Genomic DNA, 22,829 nt, shown 5'->3' with positions numbered 1-22,829 from the left:
CAGCTCCCACAGGGAAATGCGCCAAGGCTGATTAAAGCGGCAAATGCCGACTCAGCAACGCCCGCAGCGCCGCCGGTTTCACCGGCTTGGCCAGGTAATCCAGCCCCGCCGCATGCACCTCGGCGACCATCTCGGGCCGGCCATCGGCGCTGATCACCACGCCGGGAATCGGCTCGGCCAATTGTGCGCGCAGCCAGCCCATCAACTCGGTACCCGTCTCGCCATGGTCCAGGTGGTAATCCACCAACGCCAGTTGCGGGCGCACGCCGTCGGCCAACAGCGCCGCGCATTGCGCCTGGTCGGTGGCGGTCCACACTTCGCAACCCCAGCGACTCAACAGGCTGCGCATGCCGATCAGGATGCTTTCCTCGTTATCCACGCACAGCACTTGCGCACCGCTCAATGGCAAGCCGCTTTCTTGCGCGCTCTTCACCTGCGGGCTTGCCTGGTTGCGCGCCAATGGCACGCGCACGCTGAACACGCTGCCCTTGCCGGGCCATGAGCGCACGCTCAAGCGGTGGCCCAGGACGCGGCACAGGCCATCGGCAATCGCCAGGCCCAGGCCCAGGCCTTTTTCGGCGCGGGTCTGGTGGCTGTCCAGGCGCTTGAATTCTTCGAAGATCACTTTCTGTTTGTCTACGGGAATGCCGGGGCCACGGTCCCACACCTCCAGGCACAACTCGCCCTTGCGCCGGCGTACGCCAAGCAGCACCGGGCCGTCGGCATAGCGGAAGGCGTTGGTGAGAAAATTCTGCAAGATCCGCCGTAGCAGCTTGATGTCACTGTCTACCCGCAGGCGGCTGCCGCGCAGGCGGAAGCGCAAGCCTTGTTCTTGGGCCAGGGCCTTGAATTCGGCGCCGAGGGTGTCGAACAGGTCATTGAGGGCGAAGGGCTGGCGTTGCGGATTGATCTTGCCGTTTTCCAGGCGCGAGATGTCCAGCAAGTCGCTGATCAGGTCTTCGGCGGAGCGCAGCGAGCTGTCCAGGTGCTGCACCAGTTGCCGGGCTTCGCCGGACAGGCCGTCGTTCTGGTGGGACAGGGCGGCGGAGAACAGGCGTGCGGCGTTCAGCGGTTGCATCAGGTCATGGCTGACTGCGGCGAGGAAGCGCGTCTTCGATTGGCTGGCGGACTCGGCCACGCCCTTGGCATCGGTGAGCGCCACATTGAGTTGCGACAGTTCATGGGTGCGCTCGGTCACCCGTTGTTCCAGGCCTTCGTTGGCCTCGGTCAGCGCTTGTTCGGCTTCGCGGAAGGCGGTGATGTCGGTGAAACTCATGACAAAACCGCCGCCCGGCATCGGGTTACCGATCAGCTCGATTACCCGTCCGTTGGGGAACAAGCGCTCGGAGGTGTGCGCGCGGCCCTGACGCATCCAGTGCAGGCGGCGCGCCACGTGCACTTCCGCCTCGCCCGGCCCGCACAGGCCGCGCTCGGCGTTGTAGCGAATGATGTCGGCAATCGGCCGGCCGACGCTGATCAAGCCTTCCGGGTAGTTGAACAGCTCCAGGTAACGGCGGTTCCACGCCACTAGCTTGAGGGACTGGTCCACCACGCTGATGCCCTGGGTGATGTTTTCAATCGCGCCTTGCAACAGCGCCCGGTTGAATTGCAGCACCTCGGAGGCTTCGTCGGCGATCCTTACGACGTCCTCCAGCTGCATTTCCCTACCTTCAATTGCGGCTTTAACCACGGCCCGCGTGGACGATGCGCCAAGCACGCCGGCCAGCAGGCGTTCGGTGTGGGCGATCCAATCGTTGTCGGCATTCTGGTTGGGGTTGAAACCCTTGCCCTGGCGGTAGGCGAAACGGATAAAGCTCTGCTGGGCGCGCTCTTCACCGACAAACCGCGCCGCCAGGCTCAGCAGGTCGCTGATCTGCACCGACAGCATCGACCGCGCACTAGCCCGCTGGCTGATTTCCTGGCCAATAAAACGTCCCGCCTGCCAATGCTCGGACACCCGTGTGCGCGACAACATCGACACCCAGACGAACAGGGTGAAGTTGCCCGCCAGGGAGAGCACGGTACCCAGGGTCAGCGAGGTCACCGACAAGCCGAACGGGTGGGAATGCATCCACGTCAGGCCAGGGAAAAGGCTCAAGGACCAGCCGAGACTTTTCGCCGTCACCGGTAGGACCAGGGTGTAGAACCACAGGAAAGTGCCCGCCGCCAAACCGGCAAATACGCCACGCCGGTTGGCTTGTTTCCAGTACAGCGCGCCGAGCATGGCCGGTGCCAGTTGGGTCACGGCGGCGAAGGCGATCTGGCCGATGGTCGCCAGGCTCGCGGTGGAGCCCAGCAAGCGGTAGCTCACGTAGGCCAGCAACAGAATGATCACAATGCTGACCCGGCGCACCGACAGCATCCAGTGGCGGAACACTTCGAACGGCCGCTCGGCGCTGGAGCGGCGCAACAGCCAGGGCAGCAGCATGTCGTTGGAAACCATGGTGGACAGGGCGATGCTCGCCACGATCACCATGCCCGTGGCCGCCGACGCGCCGCCGATAAACGCCAGCACGGCGAGGGCCGGATGGGCTTCGGCCATCGGCAGGCTGATCACGTAGGAATCCGGCAGCACCGAGCCGGGCAGCAGCATCTTGCCGCCGAGGGCGATAGGGATGACGAACAGCGCGGCGAGAATCAGGTAGGCCGGGAATACCCATTTGGCCAGGCGCAGGTCCTGGGGGTCGATGTTCTCCACCACCGTCACGTGGAACTGCCGGGGCAGGCAGATGATCGCCATCATGGCCACGCCGGTCTGCACCACCATCGACGGCCAGTTGACGGTTTCTTTCCAGTATTCCTCCAGGCGCGGCGCGAGCATCGCCTGGTTGAACAGGTCGCCGAAACCGTCGTAGAGGCCGTAGGTCACAAACGCGCCGACGGCGAGAAAGGCGAACAGCTTGACCAGCGATTCAAACGCGATCGCCAGCACCATGCCACGGTGGTGTTCGGTGGCGTCGAGGTTGCGGGTACCGAAGACAATGGTGAACAGCGCCAGCACCAGCGACACGATCAATGCCGTGTCCTGGGCGCGGGTGCCGGTGGTGTCTGCGCCGGCGCCGATCAGCAGGTTCACGCCGAGCACGATGCCTTTGAGTTGCAGGGCGATGTAGGGCAGTACGCCGACCAGGCAGATCAGCGCGACCACCACCGCCAGGGACTGGGATTTGCCGTAGCGTGCGGCGATAAAGTCGGCGATGGAGGTGATGTTTTCCTGCTTGCTGATCAGGATCATCTTTTGCAATACCCAGGGTGCCAACACCAGCAGCAGCACCGGTCCCAGGTAGATCGGTAAAAACGCCCACAGTTGTTCGGCAGCTTGGCCGACAGCGCCGAAGAAGGTCCAGCTGGTGCAGTAGACCGCCAGTGACAAGCTGTACACCCAGGCGCGCACACGTGGCGGCAGCGGCGCACGGCGGCGGTCACCGTAGAAGGCGATGGCAAACATAATGGCCATATAGGCCAGGGCAACGGCGGCGATCAGCCCGCTGGACAGCGTCATGGTAACTCCGAGCAGAAGAACACCCAGGCATTCCAGGCCCGGTGGGGCAGTTTCGCACGATGCAGGGGGTTAGTCAGTGTCGACCAAGGTCGCGTGAGGGGGAATGTCGCAGGCTCGCGTTTAGCGCGGCGGCAGGGTCTTCTGGCGCAGGATATAGATAGTCACGAGTACGGCGCTGGTCAGCATGAATGCTCGCGCCCACGGCAGCGGCACCAGGTAGCAGGACAGGCCGATGCTCAGCCACATCAAGCCGATGGCGTAGACCTTGCCTTTGAGGGGGATGCCATGGCCGTCTAGGTAGTCGCGAATCCACGGGCCCAGGCGCGGGTGTTCCACCAGCCAGTGGTAGAAGCGCGGGGAGCTGCGGGCGAAGCAGGCGGCGGCGAGGAGCAGGAAAGGTGTGGTCGGCAATACCGGCAGGAAAATGCCGATCACTCCCAGCGCTACGCTCAGCCAGCCGATGGCCAGCAGTGCGTAACGCAGGAGCGGCGAGCGGTTGCCCATGGGTGTCACGGGCAAGCGACTCAGTGGTGACGTGGCTTGAGGATCGCCGGTTTTTCGTCAGGGGCGTTGCACAGCAGGTACAAGGCAGTCAGGGCTTCCGGGATCTGGACGATCATGTCGTCCATCAGGTTGGCGTCGGAGGCGATGTCGGCGAACTCTGGCTGGTCGTCGAACAGGCCCGAACCGACCATGATCGGCAGCAGCATTTCGCTGACTTCTTCCTCGGCGGTTTCGAACCAGGCGGCTTCACGCAGGAACACTCCTTCCATGAAGCCGATGCACCAGCCGCGCAGGTCGGAGTCGTCCGGCTCTTCGCCCAGGTCGAGGTCGCATGGCAGCTCGAATTCCTCGTCGGAGGCCAGTTGGCGACCGATGTGGGCTTTGAGGGCGATCAGGGTCGATTCGATTTCTTCGCGCTGGGCGGCGTCCGCATAGTGCGGCTCTTCGGCGAACAGGGCATCGATCCACTCACGATCCGGTACTTCTTCGGAACAGATGGACAGGGCGGTCAGGTAGCCGTGGGCGGCCACGTAGTCCAGCGCCTCGTCATGCAGCTCATCGGCGTCGAGGAAGGCTTGCAGGCGGGTTAGTTGCTCAGCGAAGGACATTGAAGGACTACCTTGGGAATAAACGATGCTGAATTCTAGGCTTTCTTGAGCGCCCAGGCCAGCCACACTGCATATTTGCCAGGTTTTAGATAGCCATCGCTATTCGTCAGCCGCGCCCTTTGCCGGGTGCTGCTCGGGTATACTGCCGCGTTTTGTGATGCCCCTGCAGGCCAAGCGCCAACCCGCGAAAACTTCGCTTACGGATTATTTCCCGTGAGACCGGGTTTTTTCGGCCAGCCTGTACAGAGGGATTTCGGCGATATTTTGGAGTTTTACATGCTCGAGCAGGCTCAACGCGTCCTCAAGGACATCTTCGGCTACGACAGTTTTCGTGGCCGCCAGGGTGCGATCATTGAGCGCGTGGCCAGTGGCGGCGATGCACTGGTCTTGATGCCTACCGGCGGCGGCAAGTCGCTGTGCTTCCAGGTGCCGGCGCTGCTGCGCAATGGCCTGGCGGTGGTGGTGTCGCCGCTGATCGCGTTGATGGACGATCAGGTCGCGACCCTTGAAGAACTGGGCGTCGCCGCAGCATCCCTGAACTCCACCCTCAGCGCCGAGCAGCAGCGCGACCTGGCCGCGCGGATCAAGCGCGGCGAAGTGAAGATGCTGTACCTGGCGCCCGAGCGCCTGGTGCAGCCGCGCATGCTGGCGTTCCTGCAGAGCCTGGAAATCGCCCTGTTCGCGATCGACGAGGCCCACTGCGTGTCGCAATGGGGTCACGATTTCCGCCGCGAGTACCTGCAACTGGGGCAACTGGCCGAGTTGTTCCCCGACGTACCGCGCATCGCCCTGACCGCCACCGCCGACAAGCGCACCCGTGAAGAAATCGTCGAACGCCTGCATTTGCAGAACGCCGAGCGCTTCCTGTCGAGCTTCGACCGGCCGAATATCTTCTACCGCATCGTGCCCAAGGAGCAGCCGCGCAAGCAGTTGCTCGCGTTCCTGTCGGAGCGGCGCAGCGATGCGGGGATCGTCTATTGCCTGTCGCGCAAGAAAGTCGATGAAGTCGCCGCGTTCCTCTGCGAGCAAGGCTACCCGGCGCTGCCGTATCACGCCGGCCTGCCCAATGAAACGCGTTCGGCGCACCAGAAGCGCTTCCTCAACGAGGAAGGCCTGATCATGGTCGCTACCATTGCATTTGGCATGGGCATCGACAAATCCAACGTGCGCTTTGTGGCGCACATGGACCTGCCCAAGTCCCTTGAGGCGTATTACCAGGAAACCGGCCGCGCCGGCCGTGATGGCCTGCCGGCGGATGCGTGGATGGTCTACGGCCTGCAAGACGTGGTGATGCTCAAGCAGATGCTGCAAAACTCCGAAGGCGACGAGCGCCACAAGCGCCTGGAGCAGCACAAGCTGGATGCCATGCTCTCGTTGTGCGAAGAGACCCGCTGCCGCCGCCAGACCCTGCTCGCGTATTTCGACGAAGACATGCCCGAGCCCTGCGGCCACTGTGACAACTGCACCGATGGCGTGCAGACCTGGGATGCCACCGAACCCGCGCGCCAGGGCCTGTCGGCCATTTACCGCACCGGCCAGCGCTACGGCGTCGGCCACCTGGTGGATGTATTGCTGGGCAAGGACAACGAGAAGGTGCGCAGCTTCGGCCACGAGAAACTCTCGGTCTACGGCGTCGGCAAGGCCCGCGCCGAAGGCGAATGGCGCTCGCTGTTCCGACAGATGGTTGCGCGTGGCCTGGTGGACATCGATATCGAGGGTTATGGCGGCCTGCGCCTGAACGACAGCTGCCGGCCGTTGCTCAAGGGCGAGGTTAGTCTGGAGCTGCGCCGCGACCTCAAGCCGCAAACCACCGCCAAGACCAGCACCAGCCAGGCCAGCCAACTGGTCCGTGGCGAAGAACGCGAACAGTGGGAAGCCTTGCGCACCCTGCGGCGCAAACTGGCCCAGGAACACAGCGTGCCGCCGTACGTCATCTTCCCCGACTCCACGTTGCTGGAAATGCTGCGCGAGCAGCCGACGACGATGTCGGAAATGGCCCGGGTCAGCGGCGTGGGTGCACGCAAGCTGGAACGTTATGGCCAGGCCTTCCTCGAAGTCCTTGGCGGCCAGGCCGAAGCGCCGAAGGAAGTCGCCGATATCCGCCACGAGCTGATCAGCCTGGCGCGTGCGGGCATGACGCCGATCCAGATCGCCGGCCAACTGCAATGTTCGGAGAAAAACGTCTATACCTTGCTGGCCGAGTCCATCGGCGCACAACAGCTGTCGCTGGAGCAGGCCCTCGATTTGCCGGAAGACTTGCTGGGTGAAATCCAGGATGCATTCCTCGACGGCGAGGGCGAATTGCCGCCGGTTGCGGAGATCGCGCCATTGTTCACCGGGCGGGTGCCTGAGGGCGTTTTGTACTGCGTACGGGCTGCTTTGCAGTCCGAATTCGAAATTTAGTGCGTCAATTACGACAATGTAACGAATCAGTACATAGCACCTCTTGCCTACTGGCAGGGCTCATGCTTAGCTGACTAATAATTAGCCACACTTTGTTTTCAGTCTAAATCATGAGTTTTTTATGCCGTTAACCGATCAACACCGTTTTGGCATGCAGTTGGCGCAAATGTCCCGAGGTTGGCGCGCCGAGCTGGATCGCCGCCTGGCGGGGCTGGGCTTGTCCCAGGCGCGCTGGTTGGTGCTGTTGCACCTGGCGCGTTTTGAAGAAGCGCCTACCCAACGTGAGCTGGCACAAAGTGTCGGCGTTGAAGGGCCAACACTCGCACGTTTGCTTGACAGCCTCGAAAGCCAGGGCCTGGTGCAACGCCAGGCCGTGGTGGAAGACCGCCGCGCCAAGCGCATCCTGCTGTGCGACACGGCCCGCCCGCTGATCGATCAGATCGAAACCATCGCCACGGCGTTGCGGCATGAGCTGTTCGTCGGTGTGGATGAAGAGGATATGAAGGTGTGCATGCGCGTGCATGGGCACATCCTGGCGAATCTGGAAAAGTCCTGATCCTGGACGATAGGTGGGGGCCGGCTTGTGTGGGAGCTGGCTTGCCTGCGATGCAGGCACCTCGGTCTGCCAGTTAAACTGTGGTGATGCCATCGCAGGCAAGCCAGCTCCCACAGAAAACAGCTCCCACACATGCTGTGTCAGAAGGTTTGGCCCAGGTTCAAATACACCGCCTTCTGATTGTCATCGTTAAACCCATAGCTGAAATTCAGCGGCCCCAACGGCGTATCAAACCCCAGGAAAATACTCGCCGCGTTGATGTACCCGCTGTCGAACTCGTTATCGTTGTTCCACGCCCGGCCCCGTTCCAGCGACGCCCCCAGGTACAGCGGGAAATCCAGCGGCAAGTACGAGCGCGGCGTCAGTCGGCGGTAGTACACCGCCCGCATCAGGCTGACGTTCTGCCCGGATATCGCATCTTCGCGAAAGCCTGACAGCTGCCGCGCACCACCCAGCAGGAAGCTGGAAATCACCACATCAGACTTATCCAGCGTGCGCCCGTAACGACCGCCCAGCACCAGCGTATCCGGGCCATTGCTCATGGCCTTGTCCAGTTTGAACTCCCACTGCCGGTAGCGTTGGTCAGAGCCCAGCCCCGGTTCGAATTCGCGGTAGGCCAGGCCGATGTCTTCGCCGGTGTGGGGGAAGTACACGTTATCGAGGGAGTCGAAGGAGTACTTCAACTCGTAGAAGCCTTCACTGAAGCTCACGCTCGGCAGGTCGCGATCACCGATGCGCACATCCGCCTTGCCCCAGGCCTCACCGACACCGAAGCGGATTTCGCCGCTGTTGCCGATCTGCCGCCCGACGTTCAAGCCGAAACCATAGCGTTCCAGGCGGTATTCAGAGATGGGATCGTTGTCCAGGATCAGCTCGACGTTCTGCGCCTGGGCCCTGATATAAGGTGCGACGAAGTACCGCGAGCCGGTGTCCATCGGTTGGTAGAACTCGCTGTACAGCTCTTGGCGATCGCCGATCTGTACCCGCGTCAGCCATTCGGCCCCCAGGCGGTTGATGCCATTCATGCGGTAGCTGGCGCCGAGGTTGAAGGCGCTGTCGCCACGCATGTCGTCGGACAGGTTCAGGCCCAGGCGCAGGTAATCGGTGCCGCTGCGCTTGCCCCGTGCGCTGATGACCAGGGTGTTGTCCTGGCCTTTCTTGATCACGCGGTATTGCACCTGCTCGAAGTAATCCAGGCCGTACAAGGTGCCCATATCGGTTTGCAGGCGCCCCAGGTTCAGCGGTTCGCCCAGGGGTTGGCGGATGTAGTAGCGGATCACGTCTTCGCTGACTTTCGAATCGTTCTCCACGGTGATCGCGGTGATCACCGGCGTGCGCTCGCCCGGTGTACGCGCCGCCACCAGTTGCGGGTCGACCGGCTCTGCGGGGCGCAGGTGGGCCAGGCGCAGGTCGAGGGCGCGGGTGGCGCGGTAGCCGGCGTCGATCATCTCTTTGGCGCGGCCAAAGTCGGTCACGCCAAAGGCCGCCAGGGGTGGCTGGATCAGCACGTCCTTGGGGTGCAGGGCCTTGAGTTGTTCCTCGGAATTGCGGCGCGTCATCAGGGTGATGGACTGGTTGAGCACGTCCACCACCGTCGCCAGTTGTTTGCGCGAACGCAACGGGGTGCCGATGTCCACCACAATGGCGATGTCCACGCCCATCTCCCGCGCCACGTCCAGCGGGATATTGTCGGTCATGCCGCCGTCCACCAGCAGGCGACCGTCCAGCTCAACCGGGGCGAACACCGCCGGGATCGACATGCTGGCGCGGATCACCTGGGGCAGGTGGCCCTTGCTGAACACCACCTTTTCGCCGGTGGTGATGTCGGTGGCCACCGCGCGGAACGGGATCGGCAGCTTGTCGAAATTGCGCGTGTTACTGCTGTGGGCGAACATGCTTTCCAGCAGCAGCGCGAGGTTCTGGCCCTGGATCACGCCCAGTGGCAAACCCAGGCTGCCATCGTCGCGAAAGCTCAGCTTTTGTTTGACCAGGAAGTCGCGGTCATCCTGTTTGCGTCGAAACGGCACGTCTTCCCGTGGCGGCGCGTCGGACAGTGCCTGTTGCCAGTCGATGCTCAGCGCCAGTTTTTCCAGCTCGTCGATCTTGTAGCCCGACGCATACAGCCCGCCAATCACCGCGCCCATGCTGGTGCCGGCAATCGCATCGATATGGATGCCTTGCTCCTCCAGCGCCTTGAGCACGCCGATATGCGACAGGCCACGGGCGGCGCCGCCGGAGAGCACCAGGCCGATTTTCGGACGTGGGGTTTCGACGGCTTGGGCGAGGAGGGGCAGCAGGCACAGCAACAGGCAGGACAGCAGGCGGCGCATCATGAATCTCAAGGCTTGGCGATAAAGGCCGGTATTATAGCCACCCGATCCGCCGAGCCCGTTACCCCAGGAGCCTATCAAGTTATGTCCACGAGCAAGCCCGAGATTGTCATCACCTATTGCACCCAGTGTCAGTGGCTGCTGCGCGCGGCGTGGCTGGCCCAGGAGCTGCTCAGCACGTTTGCGGATGACCTGGGCAAAGTGTCGCTGGAACCGGCCACCGGCGGTGCGTTTCGCATCACCTGCGATGGCGTGCAGATCTGGGAGCGCAAAGGGGATGGCGGCTTCCCGGAAGCCAAGGTGCTCAAGCAGCGGGTGCGTGATCAGATCGACCCGCAGCGCGACCTCGGGCACAACGACCGCACGCCGTGAAGGTCACCGCTCCAGGGGAACGGTGACCAGGACGTGGCTACTTGGCGGCCATCTTCTGCTTGATGAACCCGACAACCCACGTCAGCACCAGGCCGCCGAGGCCACCACCGGCAATGTTGGTGCCCACCGCCGCCACGTCCAGTGCCGCGCCGTCGGCTGTGCCGGTGAACTGCGCAATGACCTGCCCCAGGACCAGGCCGCCCACACCGCCGAGAAAGGTGTTGAGCCCGGTCCCCAGGCTCTGCTTGGTCATGCCGGCCAGGTTGCCGCCGACGGCACCGCTGATGATCTGCACCAGCAAGCTGATAAGTGTTTCCATGATGAAACCCCTGCATAGCGTTAATGGAGTGACCACTCGCTTGCAGCAACTTCAAACGTCAGGGCTGTCGTCGAGAAGTCTTTATCCGTTGAACGACGACAGACTGTTGCGGATCGCCAGAGTATAGATCAGGCCGTTGCCGCCGGCTGTTTGGCCTGGCTGGCGCTGCCCATCAGGCCGGACAGCACGATGGCGACGATGATCAGCGCGCCGCCCAGGAGCATGCGCAGCGTCGGGGTTTCGGCGAACAGCAGCCAGGCCACGGTGATGCCGTAGACCGGCTCCATGGCAAACACCACCGACGCGGTACGCGCCTTGATCACCGCCAGGCTGGCGACAAACAGGCTGTGGGCCAGGCCGGTGCAGAACACCCCCAGCAAGCCGATCCACAACCAGTCCATGCCGCGCACATCCGCCAGCCCGGGGGCCGCAACCGGCAACAGCAACGCCGCGACCACCACGTTCTGGCACAGCGCGGCCTGCACGGCGGGAATCCTCCCGGAGCTGGCGCGATTGTTCAGCGACAACAAGGAGAACAGCAGCCCCGAGGCGATGCCCCACAACAGGCCGCCGGTGGCTTCGCTGGCCAGATTGAAGTCTGGGGTGACCAGCACCAGGCCGATGCTGACCAACACCACCAGCAGCACTTCGTTGGCGCGGATGCGCTCGCGGAAAATCAACCCTTCGAGGATCACGGTAAACGCCGGGAACGCGGTAAAGCCCAGGGTCGCGACCGCCACACCACCCACCTTGACGGCCATAAAGAACGTCACCCAATGCGCCGCCAGCAATACGCCGCTGACCAGCAGCCGGCGCCAGTCGCGGCTTTGCAGTTTTTTCCAGGGGGCATTGCTGGCAAAGCGTGCGAACACCGCCAGGGCGAGCACGGCAAACGCGGCGCGACCAAACACGATGATGGCCGGCGAGGCGGCCGCCAGCTTGCCGAATACGCCGGTGAGGCCAAACATCAATGCGCCGATATGCAGGGCGCCGAGGGCTGAACGGGGAGTCATTGCGATCCTTGAACGTACGGGTGACGAAAAACCCAGTCTAGAGGCATGTTGGCCTGGGTGTCTGTCGTCGGGCTCGCGTTGTTTGTCGCGGGACTCTTGCTACGGTGCGCGCCGCAACTGACCAGGGGCGGCGCCGAATTCCCGCAGCATCGCGGCGGCGAAGGCGCTTTGCGAGCTATAGCCGACGCGCTCGGCGATTTCACCGATGGGCAGCGGTGTGCCGCGCAGCAGGTCGAGGGCCATGTGCAGGCGACGGCTGCGGATGTAGTCCATGGGCGTCTGCCCGCATTCGGCCATGAACCGTGCATGCAGGCGCGCCGGCGACAGGTCGGCGATGCGCGCGAGGTCGGCGACCTGTAGCGGGTGGGCGACGTGGCGCTCGATGTGCGCATTGAACGCGGCATACGGCAGGCGTTTGCCCGGCAGGGGCTCTTGCTGATGGTTGAGGCTGGCGAGCAGCAGCACCGAGCCTTGTTGCACGATCAGCGGGTCATTCACCGGGCTGTGCGCCAGCCACTGCACCAACTGGTGTTGCCGCGCGTCCAGGGCCAGGCGCGTCGGTTGATCGAGCAAGCGGCGACTGGCATCCGCATGCTCCCCCAGCGATTGCAGCACCCAGTGTTCGGTGGGCACGTCCAGCACCAGGCAGCGGCTGCCATCGCGGCTGTCGCAGACGTGGTGGGCAGAGTAGGGCAGCACCATCACGCTGCTTTCGCGCACCTGGCTGCCACGGCCCTCGACCTCGAAGTCCAGGTGCCCGGACAGGCCGAACACCAGCTGCGCATGGTCATGGCTGTGGTCGATGGGCGCTTGGGTGTAATGGCGTAGCGTGAGGATCGGTCTCATCGCGGTCTCCTGGGGCAGGCTGTCGCAGTCTACAACGCTTCGTGCCTGCTGGGCGCTGTCATCAGACTGACGCACCGTTGTCATGGGCTATTAATCGCCTGGGCGCAAGCTCGCAAAAACAGCGTCGAGGGATGCCCATGACCAGTGCCGAGTTGACCAAGCCCAGCCGCAAGCAACGGGTGCGTACCCTGTGGATTTCCGATGTGCACCTGGGCACCCGGGATTGCCAGGCCGAACATTTGTCGCACTTCCTCAAGGGTTACCACGCCGACAAGATCTACCTGGTGGGTGACATCATCGATGGTTGGAAACTGCGCGGCGGCATGTATTGGCCCCAGGCCCACACCAACGTGATCCGCCGCCTGCTGACCATGGCCAAGCGCGGCACCGAGGTGATCTATGTCACCGGCAATCATGACGAATTCCTGCGCCGCTATTCCAAGCTGATCCTCGGCAATATCCAGCTGGTGGACGAAGCCGTGCATGTGACGGCGGACGGTCGTCATTTGCTGGTGATTCACGGCGATCAATTCGATGTCATCACCCGCTATCACCGCTGGCTGGCGTTCCTCGGCGATTCGGCCTACGAATTCACCCTTACCCTGAACCGCTGGCTGAACCACTGGCGCGCGCGGTATGGCTACGGCTACTGGTCGCTGTCGGCGTATCTGAAGCACAAGGTGAAGACGGCCGTGAGCTTTATCAGTGATTTCGAAGAAGCCATCGCTCACGAAGTGACCAAGCGCGAGCTGCACGGCGTGGTGTGCGGGCACATTCACCATGCGGAGATTCGCAAGGTGGGCGAGGTGGATTACCTCAATTGCGGGGATTGGGTGGAGTCGTGCACGGCGTTGATCGAGCACTGGGATGGGCAGATCGAGTTGTATCGGTTGGCGGATGCGCAGGCGAAGGAAGCGCAGCTCAAGGCGGAGATGGTTGCTGGCTGAAAGGTTGTCCTCGGTGCAAATGTGGGAGCTGGCTTGCCTGCGATAGCTGTCTATCAGTGCAAAATGTGGGGCTGACACACCGCTATCGCAGGCAAGCCAGCTCCCACAGTTTGATTGGGTTTCTTCAGTTGGATACGTCAGCGATTGCTTGCGCCAGCAATGCCAGGCGCGTCGCATCAACTCCGGCAACGTTGGCCCGCCCCGAATTGACCATATACACGCTGTGCTTCTCGCGCAGTTGTTTCACTTGCTCGGCACTCAAACCGGTGTAGGAAAACATCCCACGCTGTGCCCCGATATGCGCAAACCGCTCAGCCAACCCATGGGGCGCCAAGGCTTCCACCAACCCGGAGCGCAGATGCGCAATCCGCGAACGCATGGCTTCCACTTCACCACTCCACAGCGCTTTCAGCTCGGCATCACCCAGGATCGTCGCCACCACCGCCGCACCATGATCCGGCGGCGTGGACCACAAATTACGCGCGATATTTGCCAGTTGGCTGCGCACATCCGTGAGCTTTTCGGCATCCGCCGCGCACACGATCAACGCACCGACCCGGTCGCTGTACAGGCCGAAGTTCTTCGAGCAGGAGCTGGTGACCAGCACTTCCGGCAGTTCGGCGGCGAACAGCCGCACGGCCCAGGCATCTTGCTCCAGGCCGTCGCCAAAGCCCTGGTAGGCAAAGTCGATCAGTGGCAGCAATTGGCGCTCGCGCACGATCTGCAGCACTTGGCGCCAGTCGTCCTGGGACAGGTCGAAACCGGTCGGGTTATGGCAGCAGGCGTGCAGCAGCACCACGTCGCCTTTCGGCACGGTGGCCAGGGTGGCGAGCATGGCCGTCACATCCAGGCGGTTGTCCGCGCCCACGTAGGGGTAGTGGCTGACCTTGAGCCCTGCCTTGGCAAAGATGCTTTCGTGGATCGGCCAGGTCGGGTTGCTCAGCCACACGCCACGGCCCGGCAGGCTGTGGGCGATGAAGTCGGCGCTCAGGCGCAGGGCGCCGGTGCCGCCTGGGGTCTGGGTGGCGCCGGCGCGGCGCGCGCGGATCAATGCGGAGTCCGCGCCGAGCACCAGCTCGCTTATCAGCTTGCCGAAGGCCGCATTGCCGTGGCCGCCGATGTAGGTCTTGGTGGTTTGCGTGTCCACCAGGCGCTGCTCGGCCAGCTTCACTGAATGAGGAATCGGGGTCAGGCCCTGGTCGTCCTTGTACACGCCAACGCCAAGGTCGAACTTGTTCGGGTTGCTGTCCTGGGCATACAGGTCCATCAGCCCGAGGATCGGGTCGCCGGGTACACGGCCAATCGCATCAAAGTGCATTACTTGCGGCCCTCGGCGTCCTTGGCCACTTCGTCGGTGCGGGCGGCCATGATGAAGTCATTGCGGTGCAGGCCTTTGATGGAGTGGCTCCACCAGGTCACGGTGACCTTGCCCCATTCGGTGAGCAGGCCAGGGTGATGGCCTTCGGCTTCGGAGATGTCACCCATGGCGTTGGTAAAGGCCAGGGCGAACTTGAAGTTCTTGAACAGGAAAACCTTTTCCAGCTGCATCACGCCATCGCGCACTTCGATGTTCCAGTCGGGGATCTGCTTGATAAGCACCGGCAGCTCTTCATCGCTGACTTGTGGGGCGTCGGCACGGCAGGCTTCGCAGTGGGCTTGGTTCAAGGTGGTCATGTGAAAGTGTCCTGAATTCGAATGATGAAGGTCAGTGGCGTCACCCTAAAGCAACGCGGGGCCAGGGAACAGACTCACCTGGCCTTAAAAGCGGAGTCTCACGCGGCTTTTGGCTTGGGCGGGAACTTCGGTGCGTGCAGGCCGAGCTGCATGCCGCGTTCGACCATGCCCATGATGTCTTCCTGCGCCACGTCGAACAGGCGCTTGAGCTCGGGCAACACGAAGTACAAAGGTTGCAGGATGTCGATGCGATACGGCGTGCGCATCGCTTCCAGCGGGTCGAAAGCCTGGTGCTCGGGCTCGGCGGACAGGCTGTACACCGTCTCCTTGGGCGACGACAAAATGCCGCCACCGTAGATGCGCAGGCCTTGGGGCGTGTCCACCAGGCCAAACTCGATGGTCATCCAGTACAGCCGCGCCAGGTACACCCGTTGCTCTTTGCTGGCGGCGAGGCCGAGCTTGCCGTAGGTGTGGGTGAATTCGGCGAACCAGGGGTTGGTCAGCAGCGGGCAGTGGCCAAAGATCTCGTGGAAAATGTCCGGCTCTTGCAGGTAGTCCAGTTCTTCACGGGTGCGAATAAAGGTCGCGACCGGAAACTGCTTGTTGGCGAGCAGTTCGAAGAAGGTCTGGAAGGGGATCAGCGCGGGAACGCGGGCCACTTGCCAGCCGGTGGTTGCGGCCAGCACTTTGTTGATCTCGCCCAGTTGCGGGATGCGGTCGTGAGGCAGGCCGAGCTTGTCGATGCCGTCCAGGTATTCCTGGCAGGCGCGGCCTTCGATCACTTTCAACTGGCGCGTGATCAGGGTGTTCCACACCGCGTGTTCTTCCGGCGGGTAGTGGATAAAACCTTGCGCATCGGGCTCGCGGGCCACGTAGTGCGTCTGCTTCATACGGCTCTCCTGCTAGGCATTCGTTCTTGTTATGTCCTGGGATGCCCCTATTGATACCCCGTACCGGGCAAGACGCCATCCGTGTTTCAAGCTGGAATGTGGGAAAAGTTACTGGTTTTCGTAAAGTATTCGTTACGGTTGTGGCGCCAGTCGTTGTGACGGGCTGGGAAAAGGTCACGCGCTGTCACATAATCTTGACGACTATCTGCGCCCAGCGACAAAAAGACGCGGCGCCTACCCACTTTTCGAGCCTCTTCATGCGTATCAAAGTGCACTGCCAGAACCGCATCGGCATCCTGCGGGACATTCTCAACCTGTTGGTGGAGTACGGCGTCAACGTCGCCAAGGGCGAGGTCGGCGGTGAGCATGGCAACGCCATTTATCTGTTTTGCCCGAACCTGGTGAACATGCAGTTCCAGGCGCTGCGCCCGCAGTTCGAGGCGATTGCCGGTGTCTTTGGCGTGAAGCGTGTAGGGCTGATGCCCAGTGAGCGTCGGCATATGGAACTCAATGCGTTGCTTGGCGCCCTGGAGTTTCCGGTGCTGTCCATCGACATGGGCGGTTCCATTGTTGCTGCCAACCGTGCGGCGGCGCAGCTCCTCGGGGTGCGCGTGGATGAGGTGCCGGGCATTCCGCTGTCGCGTTATGCCGAAGACTTCGACTTGCCGGAGCTGGTGCGCGCGAGCAAATCGCGGATCAATGGCTTGCGGGTCAAGGTCAAGGGTGACGTGTTCCTGGCGGACATCGCGCCGCTGCAATCCTCCGAACACGATGACAGCGAGGCCATGGCCGGCGCCGTGTTGACCCTGCACCGTGCCGACCGCGTGGGTGAGCGTATCTACAATGTGCGCAAGCAGGAGCTGCGCGGCTTTGACAGCATCTTCCAAAGCTCCAAGGTGATGGCCGCCGTGGTTCGTGAGGCCCGGCGCATGGCGCCTTTGGATGCACCACTATTAATAGAAGGTGAAACCGGCACCGGCAAAGAATTGCTGGCGCGTGCCTGCCACCTGGCCAGCCCGAGGGGGCAGTCACCGCTGATGGCACTCAACTGTGCCGGTTTGCCGGAGTCGATGGCCGAGACCGAACTGTTTGGCTACGGCCCCGGCGCCTTTGAGGGGGCGCGGGCCGAGGGCAAGCTCGGGCTGTTGGAGCTGACGGCGGGCGGGACGTTGTTTCTCGATGGTGTCGGGGAAATGAGTGCGCGTTTGCAGGTGAAGCTGCTGCGGTTTTTGCAGGACGGTTGCTTCCGGCGTGTGGGCAGCGATGAAGAGGTGTATCTGGATGTGCGCGTGATCTGCGCGACCCAGGTGGACTTGTCGGAACTCTGCGCCCGTGGCGAGTTTCGCCAGGATCTTTACCATCGCCTCAATGTGCTGTCGCTGCATATCCCGCCGCTGCGCGAATGCCTGGATGGTTTGGCGCCGTTGGTTGAGCACTTCCTCGATCAGGCCAGCCGGCAGATTGGTTGCCCGCTGCCCAAGCTCGCGCCCGCTGCCATGGAGAAGCTCAGCCACTACCACTGGCCGGGTAATGTGCGGCAACTGGAAAACGTGCTGTTCCAGGCGGTGTCATTGTGCGAAGGCGGTACGGTGAAGGTTGAGCATGTTCGATTGCCGGACTACGGGTTGCGTCAACCGCTTGGCGATTTTTCCCTGGAGGGTGGGTTGGAAGAGATCGTCGGGCGGTTCGAGAAGGCGGTGCTGGAAAGTTTGTACGCCGAGCATCCGAGCAGTCGGCAGTTGGGCAAGCGCTTGGGGGTTTCCCATACCACCATTGCCAATAAGTTGCGCGATTACGAAGTGATCAAGGTAGAAAAGTAGAGCGCTGTTAAAAGTGTGGGAGCTGGCTTGCCTGCGATAGCGGTGTATCAGTGAAGTAGATGCTGACTGATTCACCGCTATCGCAGGCAAGCCAGCTCCCACATTTGATCGTTGTCGCCAATGAGACCAGCGCTTGCCGCTTACGGCAGTAGTCCGCCGTTTTTTCGACTCTCACTCCACACCCATTTCCCGTCACTAGCCCGCAAACCCTTGCTCCGCTTGTATCTCGCCCTCTTTTTGAAAGTTGGTTCGCAAATTGCTTAAGCCTCATCAGCACAGCGGTGGGCGGCAAACGTCCGTCAGAAAGAGGAAAGAGCGTGGACAAGTACCTTTATGTGGCAATGACCGGCGCCAGCCAGAATGCTCTGGCGCAGAAGGCCCATGCCAACAACCTGGCGAACATTTCCACCAATGGTTTCCAACGTGACCTGGAACAGGCGCGTTCGATGCCGGTATTTGGTGACAGCTTTCCGGCGCGGGCGTTTGCCCTCACCGAACGCCCGGCCACCGACTTCAGCCCCGGCGCCATGATCGAAACCGGCCGTGACCTGGACGTGGCCGTCAGCGGCGACGGCTGGATGGCCGTGCAGACCCCGGATGGCGGCGAAGCCTACGTGCGCAGCGCGAGCATGAACGTCGATGCGCTGGGCGTGCTGCGTGCCGGCAACGGCATGCCGATCATGGGCAACGGCGGCCCGATTGCCGTGCCGCCCCAGCAGAAAATCGAAGTGGGCGCCGACGGCACCATCAGCATCCGCGCCATGGGCGAAGGCCCGCGTGTGATGGCTGAAGTGGACCGGATCAAGCTGGTGCAGCCCGATCTGAAGAACATGACCAAGGGTCTGGATGGCAGCATCCACACCAAGGACGGCCAGCCGGCCCAGGTCGATGCGGGCGTCAAGCTGACCTCGGGTTTCCTGCAGGCGAGCAACGTGAATGCGGTGGAAGAAATGACCGCAGTGCTGGCGCTTTCCAAGCAATTCGAGCTGCACATCAAGATGATGAACAGCGCCAAGGAAGACGATCAGGCCATGACGCGCGTCATGGCAATGACCTGATTGCAACCCACTAACTAATTTGTGATGCGCGCCAACAAACAGGCGCACAAAGGAGAACAGCATGCTTCCGGCTCTATGGGTTGCCAAAACCGGTCTGTCCGCCCAGGACACCAACCTGACCACCATCTCCAACAACCTGGCCAACGTGTCGACCACGGGTTTCAAACGTGACCGTGCCGAATTCCAGGACCTGCTCTATCAGATCAAGAAGCAGCCGGGCGCCCAATCGACCCAGGACAGCGAACTGCCGTCGGGCCTGCAACTGGGTACGGGTGTGGCGATTGTCGGCACCCAGAAGAACTTCAGCGCCGGTAACCTGCAACAGACCGGCCAGCCGCTGGACATGGCGATCAACGGCCGTGGTTTCTTCCAGATCCTGCAACCGGATGGCACTACTTCCTACACCCGTGACGGTACTTTCCACCTGGACTCCAACGGTCAGATGGTCACCGCCAACGGTTTCGCCCTGGAGCCTGCCGTGATCGTCCCGGCCGATGCCAAGACCTTCACCGTCGGCAATGACGGCACCGTGTCCATCACCGTGGCCGGCAACCCGGCGTCGCAAGTGATCGGCAACCTGCAAACCGCCGACTTCATCAACCCGGCCGGCCTGCAAGCCATGGGTAACAACCTGTTCCTCGAAACCGCCTCCAGCGGCGCGCCGCAAATCGGCACCCCTGGCCTGAACGGTTTTGGTACCACGCTGCAAAGCACCCTGGAAACCTCCAACGTGAGCACGGTCGAGGAGATGGTCAACATGATCACCACCCAGCGCGCCTACGAGATGAACTCCAAGGTGATCTCCACTGCCGACCAGATGCTCTCGTTCGTCACGCAGAATCTGTAATCAAGTCTATGGGGCGCCCTTGAGGGCGCCTGCAACACCGTGAGGTAAGGGTCATGAATCGCTACGTTTCTGTTCTGGCATTGAGTGGGATTGCCGTGCTCGCGGGCTGTGTCGCCCCGACGCCGAAACCCAATGACCCGTACTACGCGCCGGTGTTGCCACGCACGCCGTTGCCGGCGGCGGCCAACAATGGCTCGATCTACCAGGCCGGTTTCGAACAGAACCTGTACAGCGACCGCAAGGCGTTCCGGGTCGGTGACATCATCACCATCACCCTGAACGAGAAGACCCAGGCCAGCAAAAACGCCAACTCGCAGATCGGCAAGACCAGCAAGACCGGCATCGGCCTGACCTCCCTGTTTGGCGGCATCCCCAACACCAACAACCCGCTGGGCAGTGGTGACCTGAGCCTGGAAGCCGGCTACAGCGGCGACCGTGCCACCAACGGCAAGAGCGCGGCGGGGCAGGGCAACAGCCTGACCGGTTCGATCACCGTGACCGTGGCCGATGTGTTGCCCAACGGCATCATCGCCGTACGCGGTGAAAAGTGGATGACCCTCAACACCGGCGACGAGCTGGTGCGAATTGCCGGCATGGTGCGTGCCGATGACATCTCCACCGACAACACCGTGCCGTCCACGCGGATTGCCGATGCGCGCATTACCTATTCGGGTACGGGTTCGTTTGCCGATGCGAGCCAGCCGGGCTGGTTCGACCGTTTCTTCCTTAGCCCGCTGTTCCCTTTCTAGGTGGCCATTTTGAACTTCAAACAGCTGATGGTGGCGGCCTTGTTGCTGTCCCTGAGCGCCGTCGCCCAGGCCGAACGCCTGAAAGACATCGCCAGCATCTCCGGCGTGCGCTCCAACCAGTTGATCGGCTACGGCCTGGTGGTGGGACTCAACGGCACGGGTGACCAGACCACCCAGACCCCGTTCACCCTGCAGACCTTCAACAACATGCTCTCGCAGTTCGGTATCAAGGTGCCGGCCGGTTCGGGCAACGTGCAGCTGAAAAACGTCGCGGCCGTGTCCATCAGTGCCGACTTGCCGGCGTTCTCCAAGCCGGGCCAGGTGGTGGACATCACCGTGTCCTCCATCGGCAACTCGAAAAGCCTGCGCGGCGGCACCTTGCTGATGACCCCGCTCAAGGGTATCGACGGCAACGTCTACGCCATCGCCCAGGGCAACCTGGTGGTGGGCGGGTTTGACGCCGAAGGCCGCGACGGTTCGAAGATCACCGTCAACGTGCCGTCCGCCGGGCGCATTCCGGGCGGCGCCACGGTGGAACGCACCGTGCCGAGCGGCTTCAACCAGGGCAACAGCCTGACCCTGAACCTCAACCGTTCCGACTTCACCACCGCCAAGCGCGTGGTCGACAAGATCAACGACATGCTCGGCCCTGGCGTCGCGCAAGCCATCGACGGCGGCTCGATCCGCGTGACCGCGCCGCTGGACCCAAGCCAGCGTGTGGACTACCTGTCGATCCTGGAAAACCTCGAAGTCGATCCAGGCCAGGCGGTGGCCAAAGTCATTATCAACTCGCGCACCGGCACCATCGTGATCGGCCAGAACGTCAAGGTGTCGCCGGCCGCGGTGACCCACGGCAGCCTGACCGTGACCATCACCGAAGACCCCATCGTCAGCCAGCCTGGGCCGTTGTCCAATGGCCAGACGGCCGTGGTGCCGCGCTCGCGGGTGAATGCCCAGCAAGAAGCCAAGCCGATGTTCAAGTTCGGCCCCGGCACCACCCTGGATGAGATTGTCCGCGCGGTGAACCAGGTGGGCGCAGCGCCCGGCGACTTGATGGCGATCCTTGAAGCCCTGAAACAGGCCGGCGCGTTGCAAGCCGACCTGATCGTGATCTGAGGCCATGGCCATGGATATGCGCAAGAGCGGGATCACCAGCACGGCGGACTCGGGGTCGTACTCCGACTTGAACCGGCTTAACCAGCTCAAGGTCGGTGCCGACAAGAACAGCGAAGGCAACATGCGCAAGGTGGCGCAGGAGTTCGAGTCGCTGTTCCTGAGCGAGATGCTCAAGTCCATGCGTTCGGCGACTGAGGCATTGGGTAAAGACAACCCGATGAACACCCCGGCGGCCAAGCAGTACCAGGAAATGTACGACCAGCAACTGGCGGTATCGATGTCCCGCGAAGGCGGCGGTATCGGCCTGGCCGACGTGCTGATGCGCCAGATGCAGAAGAACAAACCGGTGGAAGCCCAGGCGGCCACCTTGCAAGGCCCGGCGGCGGCTGAGCCGGCGAAGAAGGTGGACGTGCCGACGGAAATCGGCGCCGGTACCCAGGCCGAGGGTCCGCTGGGTCGTTCCAATGGCCAGCGCCCGTTGTGGGCGTATCGCGTGGCGGAGCCGCAGGCGGGCGCCGCGGCGTCCCACAGCAATGACATGGAGCTGATGAACCAGCGCCGCATCGCCTTGCCGAGCAAGCTGACGGATCGCCTGCTGGCCGGCATCGTGCCAAGCACCGACACCAGCGTGGCCAAGGCCGCGCCACTGCGTAACAGCGCTGCCGAAGACAACGTGATCAACAGCACCGCGCGCACCTTTGCCGTGCCAAGCGGGCGCATGCAGGTCTATGGCCGCGCCATTGCCCAGCCACCGCTGGCGCCGGCGAAAAAAGCCTTCGGCTCCCAGGACGAATTTGTCGCCACCATGCTGCCGATGGCCAAGGCGGCCGCCGCGCGCATTGGCGTCGATCCGAAGTACCTGGTGGCCCAGGCCGCGCTGGAGACCGGTTGGGGTAAGTCGGTGATGCGTGCCGAAGACGGCAGCAGCAGCCACAACCTGTTCGGCATCAAGGCCGGCCAGAGCTGGCAGGGCGGACAGGCCCGCGCGATCACCAGCGAGTTCCGCGATGGCGCGATGGTCAAGGAAACGGCGCAGTTCCGCTCCTACGATTCGTACCAGGACAGCTTCCACGACCTCGTGACATTGCTGCAAAGCAATGATCGCTATAAAGAAGTTGTGAAGTCGGCCGACAACCCGGAACAGTTTGTACGCGAGTTGCAAAAGGCCGGTTACGCAACCGACCCAGACTATGCCAGCAAGATTTCGCAGATCGCCAAAACGATGAACAGCTACCAGAACTACGCTGCCGCTGGCGCAACCACACATTTATAAGG

The 22,829-nt window shown here is 62.5% G+C and carries 20 protein-coding genes; 10 read left to right on the top strand and 10 right to left on the bottom strand.

Annotated elements, in window-relative coordinates:
- Positions 1 to 31 precede the first annotated feature (31 nt).
- The 3 genes from PSH87_RS20010 to PSH87_RS20000 all read right to left on the bottom strand — a co-directional run bounded on the left by PSH87_RS20010 (position 32) and on the right by PSH87_RS20000 (position 4,614).
- Positions 32 to 3,502: a PAS domain-containing hybrid sensor histidine kinase/response regulator gene (locus PSH87_RS20010; protein WP_305430812.1), complete on the bottom strand. Its 3,471-nt coding sequence runs from the start codon at positions 3,500 to 3,502 to the stop codon at positions 32 to 34.
- Between the two features lie 120 nt (positions 3,503 to 3,622).
- A complete protein-coding gene (locus PSH87_RS20005; RefSeq protein ID WP_305434350.1) occupies positions 3,623 to 4,006 on the bottom strand; it encodes a YbaN family protein in 384 nt (127 codons plus the stop codon).
- Positions 4,007 to 4,026: 20 nt separating this feature from the next.
- A complete protein-coding gene (locus tag PSH87_RS20000) occupies positions 4,027 to 4,614 on the bottom strand; it encodes a YecA family protein (RefSeq protein WP_017734656.1) in 588 nt (195 codons plus the stop codon).
- Positions 4,615 to 4,890: 276 nt separating this feature from the next.
- On the opposite strand from PSH87_RS20000, the gene recQ reads away from it, so the two are divergent.
- Positions 4,891 to 7,017, top strand: coding sequence for a DNA helicase RecQ (gene recQ / locus PSH87_RS19995; RefSeq protein WP_017734657.1), 2,127 nt, complete (start codon positions 4,891 to 4,893; stop codon positions 7,015 to 7,017).
- Positions 7,018 to 7,138: 121 nt separating this feature from the next.
- Positions 7,139 to 7,573: a MarR family transcriptional regulator gene (locus PSH87_RS19990; RefSeq protein ID WP_017734658.1), complete on the top strand. Its 435-nt coding sequence runs from the start codon at positions 7,139 to 7,141 to the stop codon at positions 7,571 to 7,573.
- Between the two features lie 140 nt (positions 7,574 to 7,713).
- Here PSH87_RS19990 and PSH87_RS19985 read toward each other — a convergent pair whose 3' ends face one another.
- The gene (locus tag PSH87_RS19985; RefSeq protein ID WP_017734659.1) at positions 7,714 to 9,903 is read right to left on the bottom strand and encodes a patatin-like phospholipase family protein; all 2,190 of its coding nucleotides are present in this window, start codon (positions 9,901 to 9,903) and stop codon (positions 7,714 to 7,716) included.
- An 84-nt stretch (positions 9,904 to 9,987) separates the two neighbouring features.
- On the opposite strand from PSH87_RS19985, the gene PSH87_RS19980 reads away from it, so the two are divergent.
- A complete protein-coding gene (locus PSH87_RS19980; RefSeq protein ID WP_017734660.1) occupies positions 9,988 to 10,275 on the top strand; it encodes a SelT/SelW/SelH family protein in 288 nt (95 codons plus the stop codon).
- 37 nt (positions 10,276 to 10,312) lie between these two features.
- Here the strand turns inward: PSH87_RS19980 and PSH87_RS19975 are convergent, their stop codons facing one another.
- The 3 genes from PSH87_RS19975 to PSH87_RS19965 all read right to left on the bottom strand — a co-directional run bounded on the left by PSH87_RS19975 (position 10,313) and on the right by PSH87_RS19965 (position 12,453).
- Positions 10,313 to 10,594 (bottom strand): hypothetical protein, encoded by a 282-nt coding sequence (locus PSH87_RS19975; protein ID WP_017734661.1) that lies wholly within the window; start codon positions 10,592 to 10,594, stop codon positions 10,313 to 10,315.
- A gap of 128 nt (positions 10,595 to 10,722) precedes the next feature.
- A complete protein-coding gene (locus PSH87_RS19970) occupies positions 10,723 to 11,607 on the bottom strand; it encodes a DMT family transporter (RefSeq protein ID WP_305430808.1) in 885 nt (294 codons plus the stop codon).
- 99 nt (positions 11,608 to 11,706) lie between these two features.
- Positions 11,707 to 12,453: an AraC family transcriptional regulator gene (locus PSH87_RS19965; protein WP_305430807.1), complete on the bottom strand. Its 747-nt coding sequence runs from the start codon at positions 12,451 to 12,453 to the stop codon at positions 11,707 to 11,709.
- 137 nt (positions 12,454 to 12,590) lie between these two features.
- On the opposite strand from PSH87_RS19965, the gene PSH87_RS19960 reads away from it, so the two are divergent.
- On the top strand, positions 12,591 to 13,400 hold the full coding sequence (locus tag PSH87_RS19960) for a UDP-2,3-diacylglucosamine diphosphatase (protein WP_305430806.1): 810 nt from the start codon (positions 12,591 to 12,593) through the stop codon (positions 13,398 to 13,400).
- 124 nt (positions 13,401 to 13,524) lie between these two features.
- Here PSH87_RS19960 and PSH87_RS19955 read toward each other — a convergent pair whose 3' ends face one another.
- From PSH87_RS19955 to phhA, 3 genes are all read right to left on the bottom strand, one after another.
- A complete protein-coding gene (locus tag PSH87_RS19955; RefSeq protein ID WP_305430804.1) occupies positions 13,525 to 14,718 on the bottom strand; it encodes an amino acid aminotransferase in 1,194 nt (397 codons plus the stop codon).
- Positions 14,718 to 15,074, bottom strand: a complete 357-nt coding sequence (locus PSH87_RS19950) for a 4a-hydroxytetrahydrobiopterin dehydratase (protein WP_017735186.1) — start codon at positions 15,072 to 15,074, stop codon at positions 14,718 to 14,720. Before PSH87_RS19950 ends, PSH87_RS19955 begins: the two co-directional genes overlap by 1 nt.
- A 98-nt stretch (positions 15,075 to 15,172) precedes the next feature.
- On the bottom strand, positions 15,173 to 15,964 hold the full coding sequence (gene phhA / locus PSH87_RS19945; RefSeq protein WP_017735187.1) for a phenylalanine 4-monooxygenase: 792 nt from the start codon (positions 15,962 to 15,964) through the stop codon (positions 15,173 to 15,175).
- A gap of 257 nt (positions 15,965 to 16,221) precedes the next feature.
- Between phhA and PSH87_RS19940 the strand changes: the two genes are divergently transcribed.
- The 6 genes from PSH87_RS19940 (at position 16,222) to flgJ (ending at position 22,827) form a co-directional block, all read left to right on the top strand.
- Positions 16,222 to 17,784 carry a sigma-54-dependent transcriptional regulator gene (locus PSH87_RS19940; RefSeq protein ID WP_305430802.1) on the top strand — a complete coding sequence of 521 codons (1,563 nt, stop codon included), beginning with the start codon at positions 16,222 to 16,224 and terminating at the stop codon, positions 17,782 to 17,784.
- A 317-nt stretch (positions 17,785 to 18,101) separates the two neighbouring features.
- On the top strand, positions 18,102 to 18,842 hold the full coding sequence (locus tag PSH87_RS19935; RefSeq protein ID WP_026136592.1) for a flagellar basal body rod protein FlgF: 741 nt from the start codon (positions 18,102 to 18,104) through the stop codon (positions 18,840 to 18,842).
- A gap of 61 nt (positions 18,843 to 18,903) precedes the next feature.
- Positions 18,904 to 19,689, top strand: coding sequence for a flagellar basal-body rod protein FlgG (gene flgG / locus PSH87_RS19930; protein WP_017735191.1), 786 nt, complete (start codon positions 18,904 to 18,906; stop codon positions 19,687 to 19,689).
- Positions 19,690 to 19,742: 53 nt separating this feature from the next.
- A complete protein-coding gene (gene flgH, locus PSH87_RS19925; protein ID WP_026136593.1) occupies positions 19,743 to 20,438 on the top strand; it encodes a flagellar basal body L-ring protein FlgH in 696 nt (231 codons plus the stop codon).
- A gap of 6 nt (positions 20,439 to 20,444) precedes the next feature.
- Positions 20,445 to 21,554: a flagellar basal body P-ring protein FlgI gene (locus PSH87_RS19920; RefSeq protein ID WP_370695328.1), complete on the top strand. Its 1,110-nt coding sequence runs from the start codon at positions 20,445 to 20,447 to the stop codon at positions 21,552 to 21,554.
- A gap of 4 nt (positions 21,555 to 21,558) precedes the next feature.
- Positions 21,559 to 22,827, top strand: coding sequence for a flagellar assembly peptidoglycan hydrolase FlgJ (flgJ, locus tag PSH87_RS19915; protein ID WP_305430801.1), 1,269 nt, complete (start codon positions 21,559 to 21,561; stop codon positions 22,825 to 22,827).
- Positions 22,828 to 22,829 lie beyond the last annotated feature (2 nt).

The organism is Pseudomonas sp. FP453 (genome assembly GCF_030687495.1).
Taxonomy (GTDB): domain Bacteria; phylum Pseudomonadota; class Gammaproteobacteria; order Pseudomonadales; family Pseudomonadaceae; genus Aquipseudomonas.
Note: the sequence above shows the minus strand (reverse complement) of the source record. Positions and strands in the feature narration are given on the sequence as shown.